The following is a 20,718-nucleotide window of genomic DNA, read 5'->3' as shown; positions in this document are numbered from 1 at the left end:
GCCAATCGTGCAGCTTCGCACGCGCAGGGTCGGAAACGCTTGTGACCCCGCGCATTATTCGGAGTACACGTCATGGCACAGCTATCCGCCGTTGCTTTCGCTGTTCGTAACACGATTTCAGCTCAAGGCATCTCTCTCTCGACTGGTCACGCTCAGCAGCTTGTCGCTGCAGCGCTCGGTCACAATAATCTCGCGTCATACCAAGCATCCAGTGATGATATCGGGCTATCGAAAGCGGTCGATATCGTCTTGGATTCACACCGTTTGCAACAGCGAGCGACTGAACTGGGACACGACCCTCGGGTGTTTGCACGGGCGCTCACTACAGCCCTGCAGTCCAGCTTTCCAGATGCCGACATCTACGATAACCACGAAGCCTGGTTGATGGATGTGCAGGGCCATTTTGAGCTGGCCATCGTGAACGAAGAATCGGTTAGCTCCGAAGTGGCAATGACCAATGGCACCTTTCCGCGCATTGACATCGATTTACCTTGGTGGGACACGCTTGACGAGCATGATGGCGACACCTTGACCTTGGACTTCGACGGCCTTGTCACGGTCGACCAAGACGAAGAGCGCGTCTACTGGGGTGACGAGATCGATGTACGCGTTACTCTGACGGTTGAGAGCTTTGGTCGCCGACTGTTTGGCCATCGCCGCGTCGATGTGGAACATGCAAAATTACGTTGGCTGGGCGAACCGGACCACTTTTTCACTAGCTGAGCCGAACATCACAGAATACCCAAACCCGAATACCGGACGCAGGCCTCCGCTTAAAACGGGGCGTCGCCTTCGATGGTGGTGCGGTAGAGCTTGCGGCGCAGGTGGTCGGGGGTGCCTGCTGCCAGGTGGGTGACTGAGCGGTTGTCCCAGAACACCATGTCGTGCGGCTGCCATTGGTGGCGGTAGATGAGTTCGGGGCGTGAGGTGTGTTCGAACAGTTCGCTGAGCAGCGCTTTGCTTTCGTCCTCTGGTATGCCCAGGATGCGGGTGGTGAAATGCTCGCTGACAAAAAGCGCCTTGCGGCCGTTTTCAGGGTGGGTGCGTACCACCGGGTGGACCACCGGCTTGACCTCTTCCACCTGCTCTTGTGTGAGCTTGGGTCGCCACGGGTTGCGGCTGCGCAGCTCTTCGTATTTGGCGAGGTAGGTGTGTTCGGCGCGCAGGCCCTGCACAGCTGTCTTCAGCGCGTCGGGCAGGGTGTCCCAGGCGGTGTGCTGGTTGGCGAAGAGGGTGTCGCCGCCTTCGGAGGGCAGCTCCCGGGCATGCAGCAATGAGCCCAGGCTGGGCTTGTCTTTGTATGACAGGTCAGAGTGCCAGAAATGGCCGGCGTCGCCCAGGCCGATGGGTTCGCCGTTTTCCTTGATGTTGGAGACGATCAGGATTTCAGGGTGGTTTTGCAACTGGAAGTTTTTCAACACATGAATTTGCAGCGGCCCAAAGCGGCGGCTGAAATCAACATGTTGCTGCGGCGTGATGCGCTGGTCGCGAAAGACCAGCACGTGGTGGTCCAGGTGTGCGCGGTGGATGCGGCTGAAGTCAGCTGTGGTGAGCGGTGTGGACAAATCCATGCCCAGCACCTCGGCGCCCAGCGGGGCGTCAAAAGGCCGGATCTCGATGGAGGATTGGGTATGCGTTGCTGCCGATGCATCGGCACGGTCGTTCGGAGTCAAAGTCGCTGTCATCTTCATCTTTCTCATCTGCGTCCTGGGGCGCCGGTCAGCCTATAAATGTAGGAGTGCCGCCGTGCAAAGCGAACTACCTATTCGTCGTTTGTTAATTACTTTTAAGTCTGTTCGGCTTCGCCACACGAGGGCGCCAACCATCTTATCTATCGGATCCACTCACTCGCAACGCTTTCACCACCAGCGAGAAGGCCGGTGAAGGCTGGCGTCTGCTGGGATAGTACAGGTGGTAGCCGGAAAATTTTGGGCACCAGTCCTGCAGAACGCGCACCAGCCGCCCGGCTTCAATGTGCGCCGTCAGTTCGTCTTCCGGCAGCAATGCGATGCCCAACCCCGCCAGTGCCGCGTCGACCTGCGGCGTTGTCGTGTTAAAGATCAGCGGGCCATCCACACGGACATTGACCTGGCGGCCGCGGCGCTCAAAGTCCCAGACGTACAACCCGCCGGAAGTAGGCATGCGCTGGTTGATGCAGTGATGTGCGGTGAGGTCGTGCGGTGTTTTGGGGATGGAATGGACCGCAAAATAACCGGGTGAAGCCGCTACTGCCATACGCAGCGGCGGGCCGATGGGCAAGGCGATCATGTCTTTGTCGATCGTGTTTCCCAAGCGTACGCCGGCATCAAAACGGTCGGCCACGATGTCGCGAAAACCATAGTTCACGTCGAACTCCAGCTTGATGTCCGGGTACTCGCGCAGCAGCGGTGAGAGCTTGGGCAGCAGGGTGCTTTGCAGCACGTGGTCGCCACACGTGATGCGCACGGTGCCTGCAGGTTTGTCGCGCAGGTCGGTCAATGCGTCGAGTTCAGACTCAATTTCGTCAAAGCGGTGGCCGATCGCCTTCATCAGCCGCTCACCCGCGGACGTTGTGGCGACGCTGCGTGTCGTGCGTGTGAGCAGCCGGATCTTCAAGCCTTCTTCCAGCCCCCGGATGGCCTGGCTCAGCGCTGACGGGGTCACACCCAGCGTGGCGGCGGCCCGGGTGAAGCTGCCCTGGCGCGCCACGGTGACGAAGGCCAGAAGGTCGTTGAGATTGCGTCGAGGCATTTGCAGGTCTCCGTTTTGCAGGCTACTGATTAGCCATGCTAACAAATTCATTAAGGATTCATTACCTAGTCAATGTTAAAGGTACTTGGCAAACTTCAGGAACTGCGAACGGAACACGGACCACGTCGAACAAGGGCAACCGTCACGCGTAGTGCCTTCTGACCCAACCAAAGAGGAACATCGACCATGAAAACACCATCAGAGAACGACGGCCGCGCAGCGGTCGAACTGTCCAGCGACGCCTCCGGCCGCCGTGAGTTTTTGAGAATGACTGGAACAGGCGTGGCTGCGGCCGGCATGCTTTCGACCGTTGGAGGAGCTGCCTTTGCGGCGGATACGCCGGCCATACCAGGCAGGCCCGGTGGTGCCGATAACTTTTACAAGAGCGACAAGGTGACCGTGCAGAAGGTGACTTTCAGGAATCAGTACCGGATGAACGTCGCGGCGAATCTTTTCATTCCCAAAACGCTTGACCGGAAAAAACGCAACCCGGCCATCGTTGTGGGCCACCCCATGGGTGCGGTGAAGGAGCAAAGCGCGAACCTGTACGCCACCAAGATGGCGGAGCAGGGCTTTGTGGCCATGTCCCTGGATCTCGCTTTCTGGGGCGGCAGCGACGGCCAGCCGCGCAATGCCGTTGCGCCGGACCTGTACGCCGAGAACTTCAGCGCTGCAGTGGATTACCTCGGTAGCCAGGCGTTTGTCGACAGGCAGCAGATCGGCGCCATCGGGATTTGCGGCAGTGGCAGTTTTGTCATCAGTGCGGCGAAGATTGACCCGCGCATGAAAGCCATCGCCACAGTGAGCATGTACGACATGGGCGCGGCCAACCGCGACGCCCTCAATCATTCGCAGACGCTCGAGCAGCGCAAGCAGATCATTGCCGCCGCCGCCGAGCAGCGCGATGTGGAATTCAAAGGCGGTGCGATCCAGTACACCAGTGGCACCGTGCATCAACTGACGGCGGACACGCACCCCATCCAGCGCGAGTTTTACGACTTCTACCGCACACCGCGAGGCGAATACACGCCCACGGGCGGATCGCCGCGAACCACCACGCACCCGACCCTGGCCAGCAACGTCAAGTTCATGAACTTTTACCCGTTCAATGACATCGAGACGATCTCGCCTCGCCCCATGTTGTTCATCACGGGCGACCAGGCGCACTCGAAAGAATTCAGCGAAGACGCCTACAAGCGGGCCGCTGAACCGAAGGAGTTGTTTATTGTTCCGGGCGCCGGCCACGTGGATCTGTATGACCGGGTGACGATGATTCCGTGGGGCAAGCTGACTGCGTTCTTCGGCAAGCACCTGGTGCAGACCGGCGCCTGATGGCGGTTCGGGCGATCATCAATGTGGTGAGCGGCGTCTGCGTCGAACGCGAGACCGCCTTTCACTTCGCCACGCGCAGACGGAGGTTTTGCGCCTCGCTGATGCTTCCACTGCTTTGCGCGAGTAGTCTCGCTGCTGCGGGCGGCGACACTCGGGCAGTTTCCCAACAACCATCTGACCCGACACCCCGCAGGAAGGCACCCGTGATGAAAATTCAGATGAGCGTGGATGGCATCGTCATTGCGACGGCAACACTTGACAGCAATGACAGCGCCAGAGATTTTGCGGCACTGCTTCCGCTGAACCTTGTGTTGAAAGACTACGCGGCCACGGAAAAAGTCGCTGATTTGCCGCGTGCGCTGTCAACGAAGGGTGCGCCGGTGGGGCACAAGCCCTCCACCGGCGATATCGGTTATTACGCTCCGTGGGGCAATCTGGCGATTTATCACAAGGACTTCGCTTTTTCAGACGGCTTGGTTCGGCTCGGGCGGCTTGATTCAGGGCTGGACGCCATGCGGCGCCCCGGCCCCGTGGCGGTGAGGGTTGAACACGCTCCTCCATGACGCTGCACGGCGCAACGTGTCGGGCCGTGTGCATCAGGCCGATGATGTTGGCGAAAACGAAAAAGCCCGCAGTTGCGGGCTTTTTTCCGTACGGCGTTCCGGCATGGGTGCCGGACGCCTGTGGCTCAGGCAGCCAGTGCGGCTTTTTCCTGGTTGGCTGGCTTTTGCGTGTGGGTCACGATTTCAATCTGCGCGGCTTCCAGTGCTGCGGCCTTGGCGGCTTCGCCCATGGCCAGGCCTTCGGCGCGCACAAAACGCACGTCGGTGATGCCGAAGAAGCCGAACACCACTTTCAGGTAGCTCTCCTGGTGTTCCAGGGCTGTCATCGCGTCGCTGGTTGAATACACACCGCCGCGGGCGGACGCCACGATCACCGTCTTGCCGCCGGCCAGGCCCACAGGGCCTTTGTCGGTGTACTTGAAGGTGCGGCCGACTTGCGCAACGCGGTCGATCCAGGCCTTGAGCTGGGTGGGAATCGCGAAGTTGTAGAGCGGTGCACCCACAACGATCACGTCAGCGGCCAGGAATTGCGACACCAGCGCTTCAGACACGGCGTTTTCGCGCTTTTGCACGTCGCTCAGGGCCGTGCCGGCAGGCATGCGGAAACCCAGCGATTCGGCGGAGAGGTGGGAAGGTGTGTCGGCGGCCAGGTCGAGGTAGCTGACTTCGGTGGCGGGGTTGGCGGTGCGCCATGAGGCCACGATCTGGGCCGTGAGCTGGCGGGAAACCGAGTTGCCGCCAAGGATGCTGGAGTCGATGTGAAGAAGTTTGGTCATGGTGAATTCCTTGAATGAAGTGATTGATCGGGTGGGATAAACCGGTTTTCAGGCCGTGTTCACCTTGAACCGCAGCCATGGGATAGATTGTGCGGATGAGTCGAGTGTTTGATAAGTTGGCAAAAATGTGACTTATCGTTCTACTCGTGAGACAATAAACGCCGCAAAATCACAAAATTCCTTCAAACCGGCGCCATCGCGCGCGGTGCAAGGCGAGCAAAAGGCGGCGAAAGGACTTTTCCCATGCAAGACCTCAATGACATGCTGTATTTCGCCGAAGTGGTGGAGCGGGGCGGCTTTGCCGCCGCCGGGCGGGCGCTGGGGCTGCCCAAGTCGCGCCTGTCGCGCCGCGTGGCTGAGCTGGAGGCGCGGCTGGGCGCGCGGCTGCTGCAGCGCACCACCCGCAAGCTTTCATTGACTGAGGTCGGCGAGATTTACCTGCGCCACTGCATCGCCATGCGCGACGAGGCCATGGCGGCGTCTGAAGCCGTGGCGCAAATGCAGGTCGAGCCACGCGGCACGCTGCGCATCACCTGCCCGGTCACGCTGGCGCAAAGCACGGTGGGCTACCTGGTGCCGCGCTACATGGCGCTTCACCCTCATGTGAAAGTCGACATGCGCGTGACCAACCGGGTGATTGACCTGGTGGAAGAAGGCATCGACATTGCCCTGCGCGTGCGGCCCACGCTGGAAGACAGCGGCAGCCTGGTCGTGAAAAACCTGGGCGCCGGCTCCGGGCGCCTGCTGGCCAGCCCGGATTTGCTGAGGCGGCAGGGCACGCCTGAAAAACCGGAAGACCTGCACAAGCTGGACACCGTCGCCATGTCCTGGGTGGATGGCCGGGCGTCGTGGACGCTGATGGGCCCCGAGGGAAAGGAGTTTGTGCTGCAGCACCAGCCGCGTTATGTGGCCGACGACCTGCAAACCCTGAAGCTGGCCGTGCTGGCCGGCACCGGCATGAGCTTTTTGCCAGAATCCCTGAGCGCGGTGGAGCAGCAGGCGCAGTTGCTGGTGCCTGTGCTGCCCGGCTGGGCGCTTCGCCCCGGCGTGGCGCATGCGGTGTTCACTTCGCGGCGCGGACAGATTCCGGCGGTGCGCAGCTTTCTGGACTTCCTGGGGGAACGTATGCGGGGTGAAGAGCTGGTTTGACGGCCTCGCCTGGCGGATTCGCCGGCTGCGAGTGCAGGTAAGGTGCTATGAATTTAGTAGCTGCTTGCGCTCGTCCTTATTGGGCTGGAGGCGATTTCATACTCAAAAAGACTGCCTGAACAGCGAGAGCAGGCTGTTTAGGACCTGCTCCGGGGTGTTCAGGCCGGCGCCATCGCATTGGCGACGTTGATGAATACATTGCCGAATTCATAGACTCTTGGGAAACCCATTTCCCCACTCCATTACTTCAAAAGGACAACACCGATCACAGGACAAATTGCTATGTAGCCTGCGCCGACCATCGTGATAGGCTGAAGGTAGCGATAGGACGCCACAAGCCAGAAACGATCGGGGCGTTGCGCGGCCTCTAACAAACGTTCATCGTTTGTCAGCGAGCCAGGCGAGTCTCTTTTTGGCGAGCTTCCGGTTGCAAACCAAAATGCCAGATTTGCGATCGCAGCCATACCAATGGTGACGAGCATTGGAAAAAATATCAAAGGGAATGCGATCATTTCGTCATGAACTCCATTTAACGAAATGACATATCCCAATACGCATAGCCCAACAATCACCCCGGCTGGTACGCCCAATATTTTTGACTTTTTCTTTTTAATTTCAATTGTCATTGGGGAATTCTTCGCAATTTTTAGATGTGAATGGTCGAGATGATCTATTGCGATTTCTAATTAGTCTTCAATATTTAGAGATCATTGCAATCAGACCACCAATCGCTTCAACGGCAAAGAAAAAAACAAGACCCCACTTCATTACGAAGGCATCTTGGGGGAAGTGTTCCCTTAAACGAGAGAATGCTTTCCGATATTCAGTCTCCCCGGAGAAATAAGCTTTGTGCTTACTAAATAAGTAGACCAAGTACACGAAAAGAAAAAACCCAGCGGTTCCAAATAGAAGGGCAATTATTTTCATGTAGTTTTTTTAATTAGCTGAAAGTTGTTGAATTGCGCTGAGGTTTGACCCCCAACTGTCGCCTTCAGCCAAGAAAGGGCTGTGACGTCTGTCTCCACGAGAAGGATGTTCACGATCCTCGCGAATGTATGCGATTTCCAGGAGGATTGGCCGATAGTTGGATTCGCCTGCTGTCGCGCCGACCAGGATTTGCATGTTCTGAGAAACTTCCCAATGAGCGCTCCCGGCTTACCAGGCAGCCAGCCGTTGACAACCAATTCCTCATGAGAAATATGGTCACAAGCCAATAGGGACGAGCGCAAGCAGCTACAAAAATAATAGCGCCAGGACTCGCTGGATATCACGGCCGACGGCAACCGGGCGGAAGCCGTCGGGCGATTTCAGCGAGCAATATGCTTCAACGCCATTTACTGCCAGTTGGCAGCAATCACCGGCGCCAGACTGCTCTGGTAGCTGGCAGGCAGGGTGGTCTCACCCGCTGCTGGCGGGCTGAACGATGCCATGGCCTGCACCAGATTGTTGACCTGGGTGTTGAGCAGGGCATGCCCATCGCTCACCTGAAAGACTTCGATCTGGTTGAACATGCTGGCGTACCAGTCCAAGTTTTTGTCCGCACCCCCTCGGGTCAAGCTTCAGCGAAATTCAGGACTCGTGTTTCGCATCATGTGCGTCAAAACGACACCGCCTCCTCTATTTGAAGAGGTGCTAATTATTCCAAACGCACACATGCCGGTTAACTCCTTCGGTGCACATGCATAGTCATTCACACATCAGCATCGGTTTCAAATGAGAATGTTTGGGTTAATGATGCCGCTCGAAGTTGCTGAACCTCATCTGGATTGAATGAGCATCGCGATTTATTGAACAAGGTAGTTTTGCGAAACGCGATTGACAGGGTTCACACCACCGGCTGACACTTGCTCTCAAATAGCAAAAGAGGGAGTGGGCAGTGGTCAATCAATATTGTCGGCCGGCGCGCCGATGTGTGGGCGCGGCTAATACCAAACAGCCTTTATTGCATATCGCCGCTCATCTTGTGATGAGCGCCGCCCGGCTAGGCGAGCACATTTTCCACCAGGTATCAGCGTGGTTTCCTTGGCTCATTTTGCTCGTGCTGATTGGCATTTCATTTAATGCTTCTGCCGTTGTCCCCAAGACACTTCAGTTTTTTTATGCCTCGGCATGGGCCTGTCAAGGAACATTGAATACGCCCCAACCTACCGCATTGGCGGCCTGCGAAAACTTTGCCATCACGGCAAATGATTGCACGGGCATTCAACCTCCTTGGTATGGCTCGACTCTGGTTGGAGACCAGTGCTATGTGTACAGGTCCCGTCCGGCGACGCCCGATTGGAACTACACCTATGGCTCGGGTACCTTGCAGTGCCCCGAACGTACCGATTTGGTCAACGGCTCTTGCGTTTGCAAGAAGGGCTTCAAAGAGGATGGCAACAGCACGTCGTGTGTGGTGGCCCCGCCGCCGCCTGTGCTGACATGTCCTGCGCCGAAAAAACGCGTTGTCGATGGCATTGAGGTCGGAAGCCCGATCATTCCCGCGACCGGGGAAAAGGTGTTTGACGACTATGACTACCAGGACGTAGGCCCGCATGCGCTCAGCCTGCTGCGTAGTTTTCGCAGCAGCCGGTCGGCGGGTACTGTGGCGGCAGGGGGCAGTGCCGCTTTCGGCCAAACCTGGTCGCACAACCATGCAGCGTCTGTCCAGCTGGAAGGCATTGTCGGTACGGCAGACAGCACCGCCAAGGTCATGTTCGGCGACGGCAGCGTACGCGAGTTTGGCTGGCAGGTGGGAACCAGCAGCTGGCTGGCCACCAACAGTGCCGATACCCTGGCCTCCAACGGCACGGGCCTGCTCTACAAACAGCTGGACAACGACAGCCAGTGGCAGTTCGATGCGGTTGGCAAGCTGCTCACCGTGACCCAGAGAAACGGCTGGGTCGCTACCTATACCTACAGTACCACCAGTACGCCCGGTAGCATCGCCCCCGTTCCAGGCCTGCTGATCACGGTGACCAACAAATTTGGGCGCAGCCTGGGCTTTATTTACAACGCCTCTAGCCAACTGGTCAGCGTGACGGCGCCTGATGGCCAGGTCATCAGCTACGGCTATGACGGCACTGCAGCCACGGACCGCCTGACAACCGTGACCTACGCAGGCAGTGTGAGCGGTGCCGTCAGCAAGACTTACCACTACGAGAACGCAACTTTTCCGCAATTGGTGACCGGCATCACCGATGAGGTGTCGCATCGCTATGAAACCGTCAGCTACGACACTCAGGGCAGGGGCCTGAGCACCGAATTGGCCGGCGGCGTGTACCGGTACAGTGTGAGTTACGGGGCCGCAGGCGCAACAACCGTCACAGACCCGCTGGACACACAACGTACTTACAACTACAGCACAAACAAGGGCCAGCTCGCCGTGACCGGGGCAACCCTGCCGAGCGCAAGCGGCTCCGGCGACGCGGCCAGCCGGGTGCAAGACGCCAGTGGACTGGTCACGCAAGAGACCGACTTCCTGGGTGTCAACACCATGTACACCTGGGATATCAACCGGCGCCTGCCATTGACCACCACCAAGGCAACAGGCCTTCCTGAGGTGCAGACCACGACCACCCAGTGGCACCCAACCTTCAGGTTGCCGGTGTTGGTGACAGAAGCGGGAAGAACGACTGCTTATACCTACGACACACAGGGAAACCAACTGAGTCAGACCGTCACCGACACGGCCACTAATGTGGCTCGAACCAGCAGTTGGACCTACAACCCTGAAGGCTTAATCGCCACTCAGAGCTTCAATAACATCGTCCAGCAGACCTACGCCTATTACAGCAGCACCAGCTTCAGCGGCACGATACCCAACGTGGTAGGTCACACGGTTGGCGACCTCCAGTCAGTCACCAACGCAGCAGGCCACATCACGCAGTTCACCCTGTACGACAGGGCAGGGCGCGTGCGTCAGATGATTGACCCCAAAGGCATCGTCACAGACACGACCTACACCTCCAGAGGCTGGGTCAGCAGCGTAACGGTGACCCCACCAGGTGGGGTAGCCCGGATCACAACGTACAGCTACGACAACGCCGGCCAGCTGACGGGTGTGGTTATGCCCGACAGCAGCACCATGAGCTACAGCTACGACGCCGCGCACAGGCTGACGGGTGTGACCGATGCCAAAGGCAACACCATCACCTACACCCTGGACGCCATGGGCAACAAGGTCAGCGAGCAGGTCAAAGACCCGCAAGGCAACCTGCAAAGAAACATCACCCGCGTGTACGACGCCCTTAACCGGGTCCAGCAAGTCACGGGAGCGAGTAATTGAACCCCAATGCAAATCAAGCGTATCAGCGAGGTAATAACGTGAATGAAAAGTGCACGAATACTCTAAAGCCTAAGCTCATCGTGGGAAATACGGCAAATCTGAAGAAACAGCTTTTGGCGTGGATTGCTGTGCTGGCTGCGTTGATGTCAGGCACAGCTTTCGCCAATGTGGATCCGCTTACTCCGAGCTGGCTCGGTGTTTCTGCGGGCAATGGAGCGTGCATGTCTTCTGCAATTGCTTCCTGTCAGGCTCAGGAGCCGTTCCAGGGAGTAAGTTGGGTCGCTATGAGCGCGGAGCCGAATCCCAAGCTGCTTTTGGATCAGCAAATCTGGTTCCATTGCACTGTGCCAAATAAGGGCCTTAGCACGTACTCAGCCGTCGGTTGTACGGTTCCCCCCGTTTGTCCAGCGGGGTCGGATCCAAACGGCGCGACGTGCGTTTGCAAGCCAGGCTATCTGGAGAACCCTCTCAAGAACGGTTGCTACAACAGCAGCACTACCAACATTGCCAACCTCCTTTTGAGCTCGCAGCCACAATCTTGTAAGGATGCTGGTTTTGTTCAGAAGGGCAAACCTATCACGCCCTTGGTCGGCGCCGAGACGCACACGGTAGCAACGGGGTTTTCGGTTGGTGGCCAGGAGTGGCGTGTGACTTACGACAACCGCAAGGTTTTCACCGCTGCGTCTATGGGCGTTGCACCCAAAGTGCTCGGCAATATCCCCGCGCTCGGTGCGCTATGGGAGAGTTCGCTGCACAAGAACATCGTTATCGGTGCAGGGGGGTTCGACGCGCAGGTCATGCGTGGAAACGGCACCGTCGTCAGCTTCAGGTACAACCCGACGAACGCCTCCTATGCTCCGATGGGTTTGAACAAAGATTCGCTGGTCGTTGTCTCCGGTGGCTATCGCTATCTGGAGGCTTCCTCACAGACCCTGGAAACTTACAACGCCGCGGGGCGGATCACCTCTGAAGCCGATGGCCGCGGGAACAGGATAACGTACGCGTATAGCTCGGCGGCGAGTACCGCTGCCCCGGCCGCTGGGTACTTGGTGTCGGCAACCGACAACACGGGCCGTAGCATCAACTTCAGCTATACACTGCCCTCCGGCGGCAATGCCGCCACTGACGGGCTGCTGAGCTTCATCAGCAATGCCATGGGCCAAACCATCAGCGCCCTTTACGACGCCAACCGCAACCTGGTCGAACTCCGCTGGCCCGACAACTCGGCTCAAACCTTTGTTTACGAAAACTCCAGCCTGCCGTGGGCGCTCACGGGGTCGGTGGACGAACTGGGGAACCGCTATTCCACCTATGGTTACGATGCCGCCGGCCGTGCCATCTCCACCGAACTTGCCGGGGGCGTTAACCGCTACAGCGTGGCTTACGGCACTCCACCTTCCGTGGCTGTCACGCAAACCTACGATGCCGCAACGACCATTACCACCCGCGCCCACAGCATGGTGTCGCCCAGCAACGTGGTTCTAGCCCTGCCCAATGGGCAAAGCTCGGACATCGCGTCTACCACGGTGGGTGGCCTGAACAAGGCTACGGGCCTGAGCCAGCCGGCAGGCTCAGGCTGTGCCGCAGCCAATAACGCCTCCGCCTTTGATGCAGCTGGGAATTTGCTCTCACAAGATGATTTCAACGGCGTGCGCAGTTGCTATGCGTATGACGGTTCGAATCGGGAGATCACGCGAGTGGAAGGCCTGTCCAACACCGCGGCCTGCAATGCCGTGCTACCTGGCGGCGCCACTTTGCCGGCAGGGGCTAGGAAATTCACGACCACTTGGCACCCGGATTGGCGGCTTCCTGTTGCGAGTGCCACGCCTGGGACATTGACAACGCTGGTTTACCAGGGCCGGCCAGACCCTTTGAACGCCGATGCAGCGGCCAATTGCACCAGTGCGCCAACGTTGCCGAATGGAAAGCCCTTGCCCGTGGTGTGCAAGAGGATTGTTCAACTCGCGAACCCGGCAGCAGCTGGAGGTGGTCCAACCGATCCGAGTGCAGCATTTAATTCGCTTTTGCTTCACATGAATGGGACGAACGGCTCGACAGCTTTTGTGGACGATGGTGCTGCTCTGAAAACGCTCTCTGTCACAGGAAGTGCCTCAATTTCAACTGCGTCGAAAGTATTTGGCACCGGCTCCGGCGCTTTCGCCAACAGTGGATACATCTCGGTACCCGCTGGAACCGACTTTAACTTCGGGTCGTTGCCATTCACCATCGAGTTTTTTCTGAAGCCTGGTTCCATTGGCGGTATTCAGAGCCTTATCTCCACACGACTAGGCCCTGTTTACTCCCCATTTGAGATAGACCTGGAAAACAGCTCTGTACGTATTCTCAAAAGCAACGCGGCCGTGAATAACTGGGAGATTGTTGGTGTATTCCCGAGCACGGCGATTACGGCCAACGTCTGGCAGCATGTTGCCATTGTGGGGAACGGGGCCACGATGTCGGTCTACGTCAATGGCGTCCCATCCACCAGTACCGCCGCCTACACGCCTTTCGCAGCGCTCACGGGCCCTTTGTATATCGGCAAGGGTGGGGAGGCCGTCGCTTTCACCGGGAATATGGATGAAGTCCGTATCACCAAAGGTGTTGCACGATATTCAGCGGCTTTCACACCGCCAGCGGCGCAGTTCCCCGGTATCGCAGCCTATCTTCCTGCGTCAGGCCCCGATGCGAGATTTACCTATGATGTTTCCGGCCGCATCCTGACTTCCATAGATGCGAACAATCGCAGCACCAGCTATGTGTACTACACCGATACCAACATCGCCGTTGATGTAGGCCATACGGTCGGAGACCTGCAGAGTGTGACGAACGCAGCAGGGCACGTCACGCAGTTCACCCTGTACGACAGGGCCGGACGGGTGCGCCAGATGGTTGACCCCAAAGGCATCGTCACCGACACGACCTACACCCCCCGAGGCTGGGTCGGCAGCACCAGTGTCACCCCACCGGGCGGAGCAGCCCGCACCACCACTTACACCTACGACAACGCCGGCCAGCTGACAGGGGTGGTTCTGCCCGACAGCACAACGATGAGCTACAGCTACGACGCCGCGCACCGGTTAACTGGCGTGACCGATGCCAAAGGCAACACCATCACCTACACCCTGGACGCCATGGGCAACAAGACAGGCGAACAGGTCAAGGACCCCTCGGGCAATCTGCAAAGAAACATCACCCGGGTGTATGACGCCTTGAACCGGGTCCAACAAGTCACGGGAGCGAGCAATTGAACACCACAACAACCATCACCCAAACAGGAGGTCGCATGAGCAGCCCTAGCCAAGTCGGTCAAACCTTCAATGCCTGGCTCGGCCGCCTGGCACTGCTCATCTCTCTGGTCCCGGTCCTGGCGCTCGCCGCCACCCCCACGACCACAGCGCTTTCAAGCAGCGCCGGCACCGCCCCCGTAGGCCAGAACATCACGCTGACCGCCACCGTCACAGGTGCCAGTCCCACCGGCAACGTCACCTTCAAGGACGGCAGCACCACCCTGGGCACAGGCACTGTGGCAGGCGGCGTGGCAACGCTTGCTACCAACTCCCTGGCCTTGGGCAGTCACACCTTAAGCGCCGACTACGCAGGCGACACCAACAACGACCCGTCGACCTCTTCGGCGGTGAGTGTTGCCATCAACAGCGGCACCCTGACCTGGCAGTATGGCTACGACGCCATGGGCCGGCCCACCACCGTGGTCGACCCCAATGGTCTTGCCAGCTACACCTACTACGACAGCCTGGGCCGTCCCATCCAGACCCAGCAACCCGCCAACACCGGAAGTGCCACGCCCACCACCACCGGCTTTGCCTACAACGCCAATGACAACCTGACCCAGGTCACCGATCCCCGCAACCTCGCCACCACTTACAGCCCCAACGGCCTGGGTGATGTCACAGCGCAAACCAGCCCTGATACCGGCGCGAGCCAGTACACCTATGACCTCAACGGCAACGTCCTGACCAAGACCGACGCCCGAGGCAAGCTCACCCAGTACGCGTACGACAACCTCAACCGCCTGACCAGCATCAGCTACCCCACAGGCACGGCCAGCGTGCTTGAGTACGACGGCGGATCCACCCCCACCCCAGCCGCAGTAGGCGAGCTCACCAAGATCACTGACGCCTCCGGCCAGGCTGTCTACAGCTACGACAGCCTGGGCCGCAAGACCGGCAAAACCCAGACCATAGGCGGCAAGACCTTCACCGTCGGCTACAGCTGGGGTGATACCGGTGCCGCACTGGACAAGCTGACCGCCATCACCTATCCGAGCGGAGCAAGAGTCAACTACGGCTATGACAGCTATGGCGATGTTTCTGGAATCACCGTCAACCCACCGAACGCCAATGGCGCAGGCACCAACACCGGCACCACCTTGCCGCTGATAGCAGGTATCACCACCAATGCGGAAAGTAAAATCACCGGCTGGAGCTGGGCCAGCAGCAAGACCCAGGCGATTGCCTACGACGCCAACGGACAGATCAGTGCGTACAACCTGGGCGACCCGACCAGCACAGGGATCCGCCGCACGGTCCTTCGCGATACTGCAGGGCGCATCACCGGCTACAGCCACACCAGCAACGGGACTCCGGTGCCCAGCCTGGACCAAAGCTTTGGTTATGACAACCTGAACCGAATCATCAGCGCCACCCTGGGCAGCAGTGCCATCCAATACAGTTACGACGCCACCGGCAACCGCACGGCCAGAGTCATCGGCGGCACGAGCTATCCGAACACCATAGCCACCACCAGCAACCGGCTGAACCAGACCCAGGACACAACAGGCACGGCCACCGTCCAGCACGATGCGGCCGGCAACATCACGAGCGACGGGACCAACACTTATACCTACAGCGACCGGGGGAGACTGGCGACGATGACGAACGCCGGTGGCACGGTGAGCTACAGCTACAGCGCGCTGGAGTTGAGGATGAGCAAGACGGGGCCGACGGCGCTGGTGCCAACGGGTGCGGCTTACTATGTCTATGACGAAGAGGGAAAACTGCTGGGTGAGTACGATGCCAACGGAACACCGCTCTATGAAACCATCTATATGAGCAGCCCGGTGGGGGTGATCAAGCAGACGGGAACGGCTGCGGGAAGCGACATTGCCATCAGCCTGTACAACGTCTGGGCGGATCAGCTCGGTGCGTCCAGAATCATCACACGGCAATCAGATGAGACAGTCGTTTGGAGATGGGACACGGCAGAACCCTTTGGCGCGACGGCGCCTGATCAGAATCCGAGCAGCCTGGGGGCCTTCGCCTTTAACCAGCGCTTGCCTGGGCAAACCTTTGATGCCGAGAGTGGGCTGTTCCAGAACTGGAACAGGGAGTACAACCCGAGGATTGGGCGCTATATGCAGTCCGATCCCATTGGGCTGGAGGGGGGCATCAATACATTTGCTTATGTCGAGGGTGATCCGCTTTCGAAGAGTGATCCTAAGGGCTTGGTTGTCATACCAACAACGTCCGCGGACTCATCCAATGGGCGCAATATATCGCCCGTCCCTCCAACTGACTCAGGCGATGTATTGTGTGGATTGAATAAAAGATGCCAGAAAGTAAACGACATGTGTATCCGCAGATGCGAAGCAACGCTGCCGACTAGGGACTACGGTACATCTTTCTTTCGATGCAAAAATAGATGTATGCTTGAAAATGGTTGCCCAAGCGGAAGCGCAGGAGAATGGTGAAATGGAAAAAGAAGTTGCTCTGAAATTGTCTGATGAAATGCGCGGCGTACTTGCCACTCTAGATGATTCAATTAAGTTAGTGCAGGAAACCTGCGGCCCAAAAGAGTTTGAAGGCTACAGAGCGGATGTTGCAAAAATCATGGGGGGCGTTTGCGATGTCATGAATCGCCTGTACGCTAAGTTTCCTGACATCATGCCCGATGAGTTGAAGTAAGCGCATTAATTAGATATCGCATCCTGGATGATTATCCCGTCATCACCTGTGGATTTAAAGATGGCCTTGCGATGTCGACGCCATCCTTTCCGTGCACTGTCACCCCGCCACCATCCGATGTCAGTTGGACCGACTACGACGCTATGGGCCGTCCCACCACCGTGGTCGACCCCAATGGTCTTGCCAGCTACACCTACTACGACAGCCTGGGTCGCCCCATCCAGACCCAGCAGCCCGCCAACACCGGTAGCAGCACCCCCACCACCACCGGCTTTGCCTACAACGCCAATGACAACCTGACCCAGGTCACCGACCCCCGCAACCTCGCCACCACCTACAGCCCCAACGGCCTGGGCGATGTCACCGCGCAAACCAGCCCTGACACCGGCACCAGCCAGTACACCTACGACCTCAACGGCAACGTCCTGACCAAGACCGACGCCAGAGGCAAGCTCACCCAGTACACCTATGACAACTTGGACCGCCTCAAAACCATCAGCTATGCCACCGGCACGCCCAGCGTGCTCGAGTACGACGGCGGATCCACTCCCACCCCGGCAGCCGTAGGCGAACTCACCAAAATCACCGACGCCTCCGGCCAGGCCGTCTACAGCTACGACAGCCTGGGCCGCAAGACAGGCAAAACCCAGACCATAGGCAGCAAGACCTTTACGGTGGGCTACAGCTGGGGTGACACGGGAAGCGCACTGGACAAGCTCACGGCGATTACCTATCCGAGCGGAACAAAGGTCAACTACAGCTACGACCCCCAGGGGCAGGTCAATGCCGTCACGGTCAATCCGCCGAATGCCAACGGCGTGGGCACCAGCGGAACAACCCTGCCGCTGATAACGGGCATCACCACCAATGCCGAGAACAAGCTCACCGGCTGGACGTGGGCCAGCAGCAAGACCCAGGCGATCAGTTATGACGCCAACGGCCAGATCAGTGCGTACAACCTGGGCGACCCGACCAGCACAGGCGTTCGCCGCACTATTACCCGAGACAGTGCAGGGCGCATCACCGGCTACACCCACACAAGCAACGGAGCGCCTGTTCCCAGCCTGGACCAGAGCTTTGGCTATGACAACCTGAACCGCTTGACCAGCGCGACCCTGGGCAGCAGTGCGATCCAGTACAGCTACGACGCTACCGGCAACCGTATGGCCAAGGTCATCAGTGGCACGAGCTACCCGAACACCATCGCCACGACCAGCAACCGGCTGAACCAGACGCAAGACACAACAGGTACGGCCACCGTGGTGCACGATGCGGCCGGCAACATCACGAGTGACGGGACCAACAGCTACACCTACAGCGACCGGGGAAGACTGGCGACGATGACGAATGCCGGCGGCACCGTGAGCTACAGCTACAGTGCCCTGGAGTCGAGGATGAGCAAGACGGGGCCGACGGCGCTGGTGCCTACCGGTGCGGCTTACTACGTTTATGACGAAGGGGGCAAGCTGCTAGGTGAGTACGATGCCAATGGCGCTCCTCAATATGAAACCATTTACATGGGCATGCCGGTCGGGGTGATCAAGCAGACGGGGATTGCTGCAACCAGCGACATTGCCATCAGCCTGTACAACGTCTCGACCGACCAGTTGGGTGCACCCAGAGTGATTACGCGGCAGAGTGATGAAGCGATTGCTTGGCGCTGGGATACGGCGGAGCCCTTTGGGGCGACGGCGCCTGATCAGAACCCGTCAAGCCTGGGCGTCTTCGCGTTCAACCAGCGCTTACCCGGGCAGGTGTTTGATGCAGAGAGTGGGCTGTTCCAGAACTGGCACCGGGAGTACAACCCGCGCATTGGGCGCTATATGCAGTCCGATCCTATTGGACTGGCTGGCGGGATCAATACCTTTGCATATGTCTCGGCAAATCCTTTGAGTAAAATCGATCCGCAGGGGTTGTGGTCAACTGCCGCGCACAACGCGATTTTGGATGCTATAGGTGCTCAACTGAGATTAACGAGCGCACAAATAGCTGCCATGAAACAGGGTTCGCGTGATGCTGACAGCATGAAGTATCAAGATGCGGCGAACGCATTTATGCATGCAATGAGTTCATCTGCGTTAACCAAGGCGCAATCATGTAAGTTGCTGAATACATTCGTTGAGAATGAGTTAGCAAAAGCCGACACTATTTCGAATTTTGACAAAACAGCGTCGTTCATAAAGCTTGGATTTGCACTACATCCGATAATGGACTCGACATCCCCTGCACATAGGGGCTTTCAGAAATGGAATCTATTCTCGCAAGGTCACAGACATGGGTCTGGCCAGCATTCAGAGGAAGATATTCAGAGCCTAACACCAGAGCTTTTGAAAGAAACTTTGGATCAAATTAATGCTGCCATTTCAGGGCAAAAAATCGATTGTTCTTGCTATGAATAACTTGCTTAGAAGATGGGTTGCACTATGTTTTTGGTGGCCTATGCTTATCGCCTTACCGGCAAACTCGGCTTCTAGAACATTTGACCAATACCAGATAGAAACGGCATGGTTTGACTCCTCGAACATATACATCGCTTTTCACAAAACACGAGTAAATGTATCGTCCTCCAGATCAGACCTTGAAGGCACACCGAAGTATTTAGCAAATGAGAGGCGTATTGCTAAGTTCGATAGAAAACTTTTTGTAAATGGAGCAAGAGTTAATTTGTCGGCTGATAGTAGGGTGTCCACAAGTATCTACAAAGATGACGACTTTCAAGTGGATGCAGATGGCGATCATGTATCGATAGTTTGGGGTAACAGGACAGGACGTTGGCCCCAAGCCCCTTCTACTATCGTTGCACCGGTTCGATACAGAGATCTCCTGTTTTTCCAAAATACTCTACTCAATGTTACTGAGCAGTCAGAAGTTTCAATTTCTCAAGATTTCTTTGCACAAATTAACGCAGACTGTTCAGCTTATAGAAGCACCAGTTTTTTAGCAATTCCTGCGGCTCCGGTCTACGCGATAGATAATGAGAGGCTTTACGCGACATGTTCCACTGCTTGGCAAGAAATTAAGAGCCTGAATTTGGTTAGTTGGTCTTTGGGGCCTATCGGAACCTTAAGTAAAAAAGTCATTTCATTGCCCCCTTCAAGGTCAGGGTACACGGTTTTAAATTCATCTCAAGTCTATAGCCCAGCGAGAATCACTTTGCGCGCTCGTTCCGGCAACGAGTTATTGAGTTGCTCAGAAACCGAGTGCACGAGATTCTTCATTTCCAATGCTTATACATACGCAATTCTTGATGACGCGGGCATAGCAATATTGCTCACTCAGCAGGACCTTACTTCACCGATGCTTGCGATTCGAGTAGCCAAAGCCCATTAGAGGATTTTCGACAAACCTTTGATGCCGAGAGTGGGCTGTTCCAGAATTGGCATCGGGAGTACAACCCGAGGATTGGGCGGTATATGCAGTCCGATCCCATTGGACTGGCGGGTGGCATCAATACCTTTAGCTATGTGGAGGGCGATCCGTTGAGACTAGTGGACCCGTCGGGTCTGGATACAACCGTGGTGTGCCGGCCTGTGAACGATCCGAAGGCTCGCCGGCTTGGCGCTAAACACTGCTTCGTCGTCGTGTGGCATTGGAAAGACGTGTGTGGCGTTCGGGTAAAGATTGTGGATGGTCAATACAGCCTGGCAGGCGGGCGAACTATGTTCAATCAAGGAAGCAATGCGCCCACGTACGTTGACGATCGGAATGCATGGAACGGTGGAGCCCCGGCTGAAGCATACGAAGTGCCTCCGCCAGCGGGGGTGTCTGGACCGGATTTTGATAGAGAGGTTATGCGACAAGCCGAAGGATATGACTCGATCCGACCGTACGATGCGAAATTTGGACCCAACTCGAACACCGCTACTCAGCAATCTGTTGAAAGAGCTGGTGGTACGGTTCCAAATATTTCGGGCGCCTATGGGCAGAACTGGACACCTGCGAAGCCGAGTCCGTTCGGCGCCGGACTGTGGCGGTGAAAA

The 20,718-nt window shown here is 57.6% G+C and carries 17 protein-coding genes; 11 read left to right on the top strand and 6 right to left on the bottom strand.

Features of this window, described 5'->3' with window-relative positions; translation table 11 throughout:
- Positions 1-72: 72 nt before the first annotated feature.
- Positions 73-723, top strand: coding sequence for a hypothetical protein (locus tag AC1DWQ_RS17560; protein WP_477670787.1), 651 nt, complete (start codon positions 73-75; stop codon positions 721-723).
- A gap of 50 nt (positions 724-773) precedes the next feature.
- Here AC1DWQ_RS17560 and AC1DWQ_RS17555 read toward each other — a convergent pair whose 3' ends face one another.
- Both AC1DWQ_RS17555 and AC1DWQ_RS17550 read right to left on the bottom strand, forming a co-directional pair.
- Positions 774-1,685, bottom strand: coding sequence for a TauD/TfdA dioxygenase family protein (locus tag AC1DWQ_RS17555; RefSeq protein ID WP_477670786.1), 912 nt, complete (start codon positions 1,683-1,685; stop codon positions 774-776).
- A gap of 142 nt (positions 1,686-1,827) precedes the next feature.
- A complete protein-coding gene (locus AC1DWQ_RS17550) occupies positions 1,828-2,730 on the bottom strand; it encodes a LysR family transcriptional regulator (RefSeq protein ID WP_477670785.1) in 903 nt (300 codons plus the stop codon).
- 186 nt (positions 2,731-2,916) lie between these two features.
- Between AC1DWQ_RS17550 and AC1DWQ_RS17545 the strand changes: the two genes are divergently transcribed.
- Together AC1DWQ_RS17545 and AC1DWQ_RS17540 are read left to right on the top strand one after the other, a co-directional pair.
- Entirely contained in the window at positions 2,917-4,062 is a 1,146-nt protein-coding gene (locus AC1DWQ_RS17545; RefSeq protein WP_477670784.1) for an alpha/beta hydrolase, read from the top strand.
- Positions 4,063-4,268: 206 nt separating this feature from the next.
- A complete protein-coding gene (locus AC1DWQ_RS17540) occupies positions 4,269-4,625 on the top strand; it encodes a cyclophilin-like fold protein (protein ID WP_457278535.1) in 357 nt (118 codons plus the stop codon).
- Between the two features lie 125 nt (positions 4,626-4,750).
- Here the strand turns inward: AC1DWQ_RS17540 and AC1DWQ_RS17535 are convergent, their stop codons facing one another.
- Positions 4,751-5,401, bottom strand: a complete 651-nt coding sequence (locus tag AC1DWQ_RS17535; protein ID WP_477670783.1) for an FMN-dependent NADH-azoreductase — start codon at positions 5,399-5,401, stop codon at positions 4,751-4,753.
- Between the two features lie 243 nt (positions 5,402-5,644).
- Here AC1DWQ_RS17535 and AC1DWQ_RS17530 point away from each other — a divergent pair, with 243 nt between their 5' ends.
- A complete protein-coding gene (locus AC1DWQ_RS17530) occupies positions 5,645-6,550 on the top strand; it encodes a LysR substrate-binding domain-containing protein (RefSeq protein WP_477670782.1) in 906 nt (301 codons plus the stop codon).
- A 242-nt stretch (positions 6,551-6,792) separates the two neighbouring features.
- On the opposite strand, the gene AC1DWQ_RS17525 is transcribed toward AC1DWQ_RS17530, so the two are convergent.
- The 3 genes from AC1DWQ_RS17525 to AC1DWQ_RS17515 all read right to left on the bottom strand — a co-directional run bounded on the left by AC1DWQ_RS17525 (position 6,793) and on the right by AC1DWQ_RS17515 (position 8,079).
- The gene (locus AC1DWQ_RS17525) at positions 6,793-7,176 is read right to left on the bottom strand and encodes a hypothetical protein (RefSeq protein ID WP_477670781.1); all 384 of its coding nucleotides are present in this window, start codon (positions 7,174-7,176) and stop codon (positions 6,793-6,795) included.
- A gap of 67 nt (positions 7,177-7,243) precedes the next feature.
- Positions 7,244-7,477: a hypothetical protein gene (locus AC1DWQ_RS17520; RefSeq protein WP_477670780.1), complete on the bottom strand. Its 234-nt coding sequence runs from the start codon at positions 7,475-7,477 to the stop codon at positions 7,244-7,246.
- A 407-nt stretch (positions 7,478-7,884) separates the two neighbouring features.
- Positions 7,885-8,079, bottom strand: a complete 195-nt coding sequence (locus AC1DWQ_RS17515) for a hypothetical protein (protein ID WP_477670779.1) — start codon at positions 8,077-8,079, stop codon at positions 7,885-7,887.
- 719 nt (positions 8,080-8,798) lie between these two features.
- Here AC1DWQ_RS17515 and AC1DWQ_RS17510 point away from each other — a divergent pair.
- From AC1DWQ_RS17510 to AC1DWQ_RS17480, 7 genes are all read left to right on the top strand, one after another.
- The gene (locus AC1DWQ_RS17510; RefSeq protein WP_477670778.1) at positions 8,799-10,817 is read left to right on the top strand and encodes a DUF6531 domain-containing protein; all 2,019 of its coding nucleotides are present in this window, start codon (positions 8,799-8,801) and stop codon (positions 10,815-10,817) included.
- A 647-nt stretch (positions 10,818-11,464) separates the two neighbouring features.
- Positions 11,465-14,065: a LamG-like jellyroll fold domain-containing protein gene (locus AC1DWQ_RS17505; protein ID WP_477670777.1), complete on the top strand. Its 2,601-nt coding sequence runs from the start codon at positions 11,465-11,467 to the stop codon at positions 14,063-14,065.
- Between the two features lie 35 nt (positions 14,066-14,100).
- Complete coding sequence (locus AC1DWQ_RS17500; protein ID WP_477670776.1) at positions 14,101-16,524, top strand: Ig-like domain repeat protein; 2,424 nt, start codon at positions 14,101-14,103, stop codon at positions 16,522-16,524.
- Between the two features lies 1 nt (position 16,525).
- Positions 16,526-16,738, top strand: coding sequence for a hypothetical protein (locus tag AC1DWQ_RS17495; RefSeq protein WP_477670775.1), 213 nt, complete (start codon positions 16,526-16,528; stop codon positions 16,736-16,738).
- 143 nt (positions 16,739-16,881) lie between these two features.
- Entirely contained in the window at positions 16,882-19,137 is a 2,256-nt protein-coding gene (locus AC1DWQ_RS17490; protein ID WP_477670774.1) for an RHS repeat-associated core domain-containing protein, read from the top strand.
- Entirely contained in the window at positions 19,091-20,068 is a 978-nt protein-coding gene (locus AC1DWQ_RS17485; RefSeq protein WP_477670773.1) for a hypothetical protein, read from the top strand. The genes AC1DWQ_RS17490 and AC1DWQ_RS17485 overlap by 47 nt, the downstream gene beginning before the upstream one ends.
- Positions 20,005-20,715 (top strand): RHS repeat-associated core domain-containing protein, encoded by a 711-nt coding sequence (locus AC1DWQ_RS17480; RefSeq protein WP_477671211.1) that lies wholly within the window; start codon positions 20,005-20,007, stop codon positions 20,713-20,715. The genes AC1DWQ_RS17485 and AC1DWQ_RS17480 overlap by 64 nt, the downstream gene beginning before the upstream one ends.
- Positions 20,716-20,718 lie beyond the last annotated feature (3 nt).

The organism is Polaromonas sp. P2_G11 (genome assembly GCF_056403595.1).
The sequence above is the reverse complement of the archived record's forward strand: the minus strand, read 5'-3'. Positions and strand labels throughout refer to the sequence as shown.

Bases quoted from the DNA above. Each gene is read 5' to 3' on its own strand.
- AC1DWQ_RS17560 (WP_477670787.1), top strand. From the start codon at position 73: ATGGCACAGCTATCCGCCGTTGCTTTCGCTGTTCGTAACACGATTTCA.
- AC1DWQ_RS17555 (WP_477670786.1), bottom strand. From the start codon at position 1,685: ATGACAGCGACTTTGACTCCGAACGACCGTGCCGATGCATCGGCAGCA.
- AC1DWQ_RS17550 (WP_477670785.1), bottom strand. From the start codon at position 2,730: ATGCCTCGACGCAATCTCAACGACCTTCTGGCCTTCGTCACCGTGGCG.
- AC1DWQ_RS17545 (WP_477670784.1), top strand. From the start codon at position 2,917: ATGAAAACACCATCAGAGAACGACGGCCGCGCAGCGGTCGAACTGTCC.
- AC1DWQ_RS17540 (WP_457278535.1), top strand. From the start codon at position 4,269: ATGAAAATTCAGATGAGCGTGGATGGCATCGTCATTGCGACGGCAACA.
- AC1DWQ_RS17535 (WP_477670783.1), bottom strand. From the start codon at position 5,401: ATGACCAAACTTCTTCACATCGACTCCAGCATCCTTGGCGGCAACTCG.
- AC1DWQ_RS17530 (WP_477670782.1), top strand. From the start codon at position 5,645: ATGCAAGACCTCAATGACATGCTGTATTTCGCCGAAGTGGTGGAGCGG.
- AC1DWQ_RS17525 (WP_477670781.1), bottom strand. From the start codon at position 7,176: ATGACAATTGAAATTAAAAAGAAAAAGTCAAAAATATTGGGCGTACCA.
- AC1DWQ_RS17520 (WP_477670780.1), bottom strand. From the start codon at position 7,477: ATGAAAATAATTGCCCTTCTATTTGGAACCGCTGGGTTTTTTCTTTTC.
- AC1DWQ_RS17500 (WP_477670776.1), top strand. From the start codon at position 14,101: ATGAGCAGCCCTAGCCAAGTCGGTCAAACCTTCAATGCCTGGCTCGGC.
- AC1DWQ_RS17495 (WP_477670775.1), top strand. From the start codon at position 16,526: ATGGAAAAAGAAGTTGCTCTGAAATTGTCTGATGAAATGCGCGGCGTA.
- AC1DWQ_RS17490 (WP_477670774.1), top strand. From the start codon at position 16,882: ATGGGCCGTCCCACCACCGTGGTCGACCCCAATGGTCTTGCCAGCTAC.
- AC1DWQ_RS17485 (WP_477670773.1), top strand. From the start codon at position 19,091: ATGCTGCCATTTCAGGGCAAAAAATCGATTGTTCTTGCTATGAATAAC.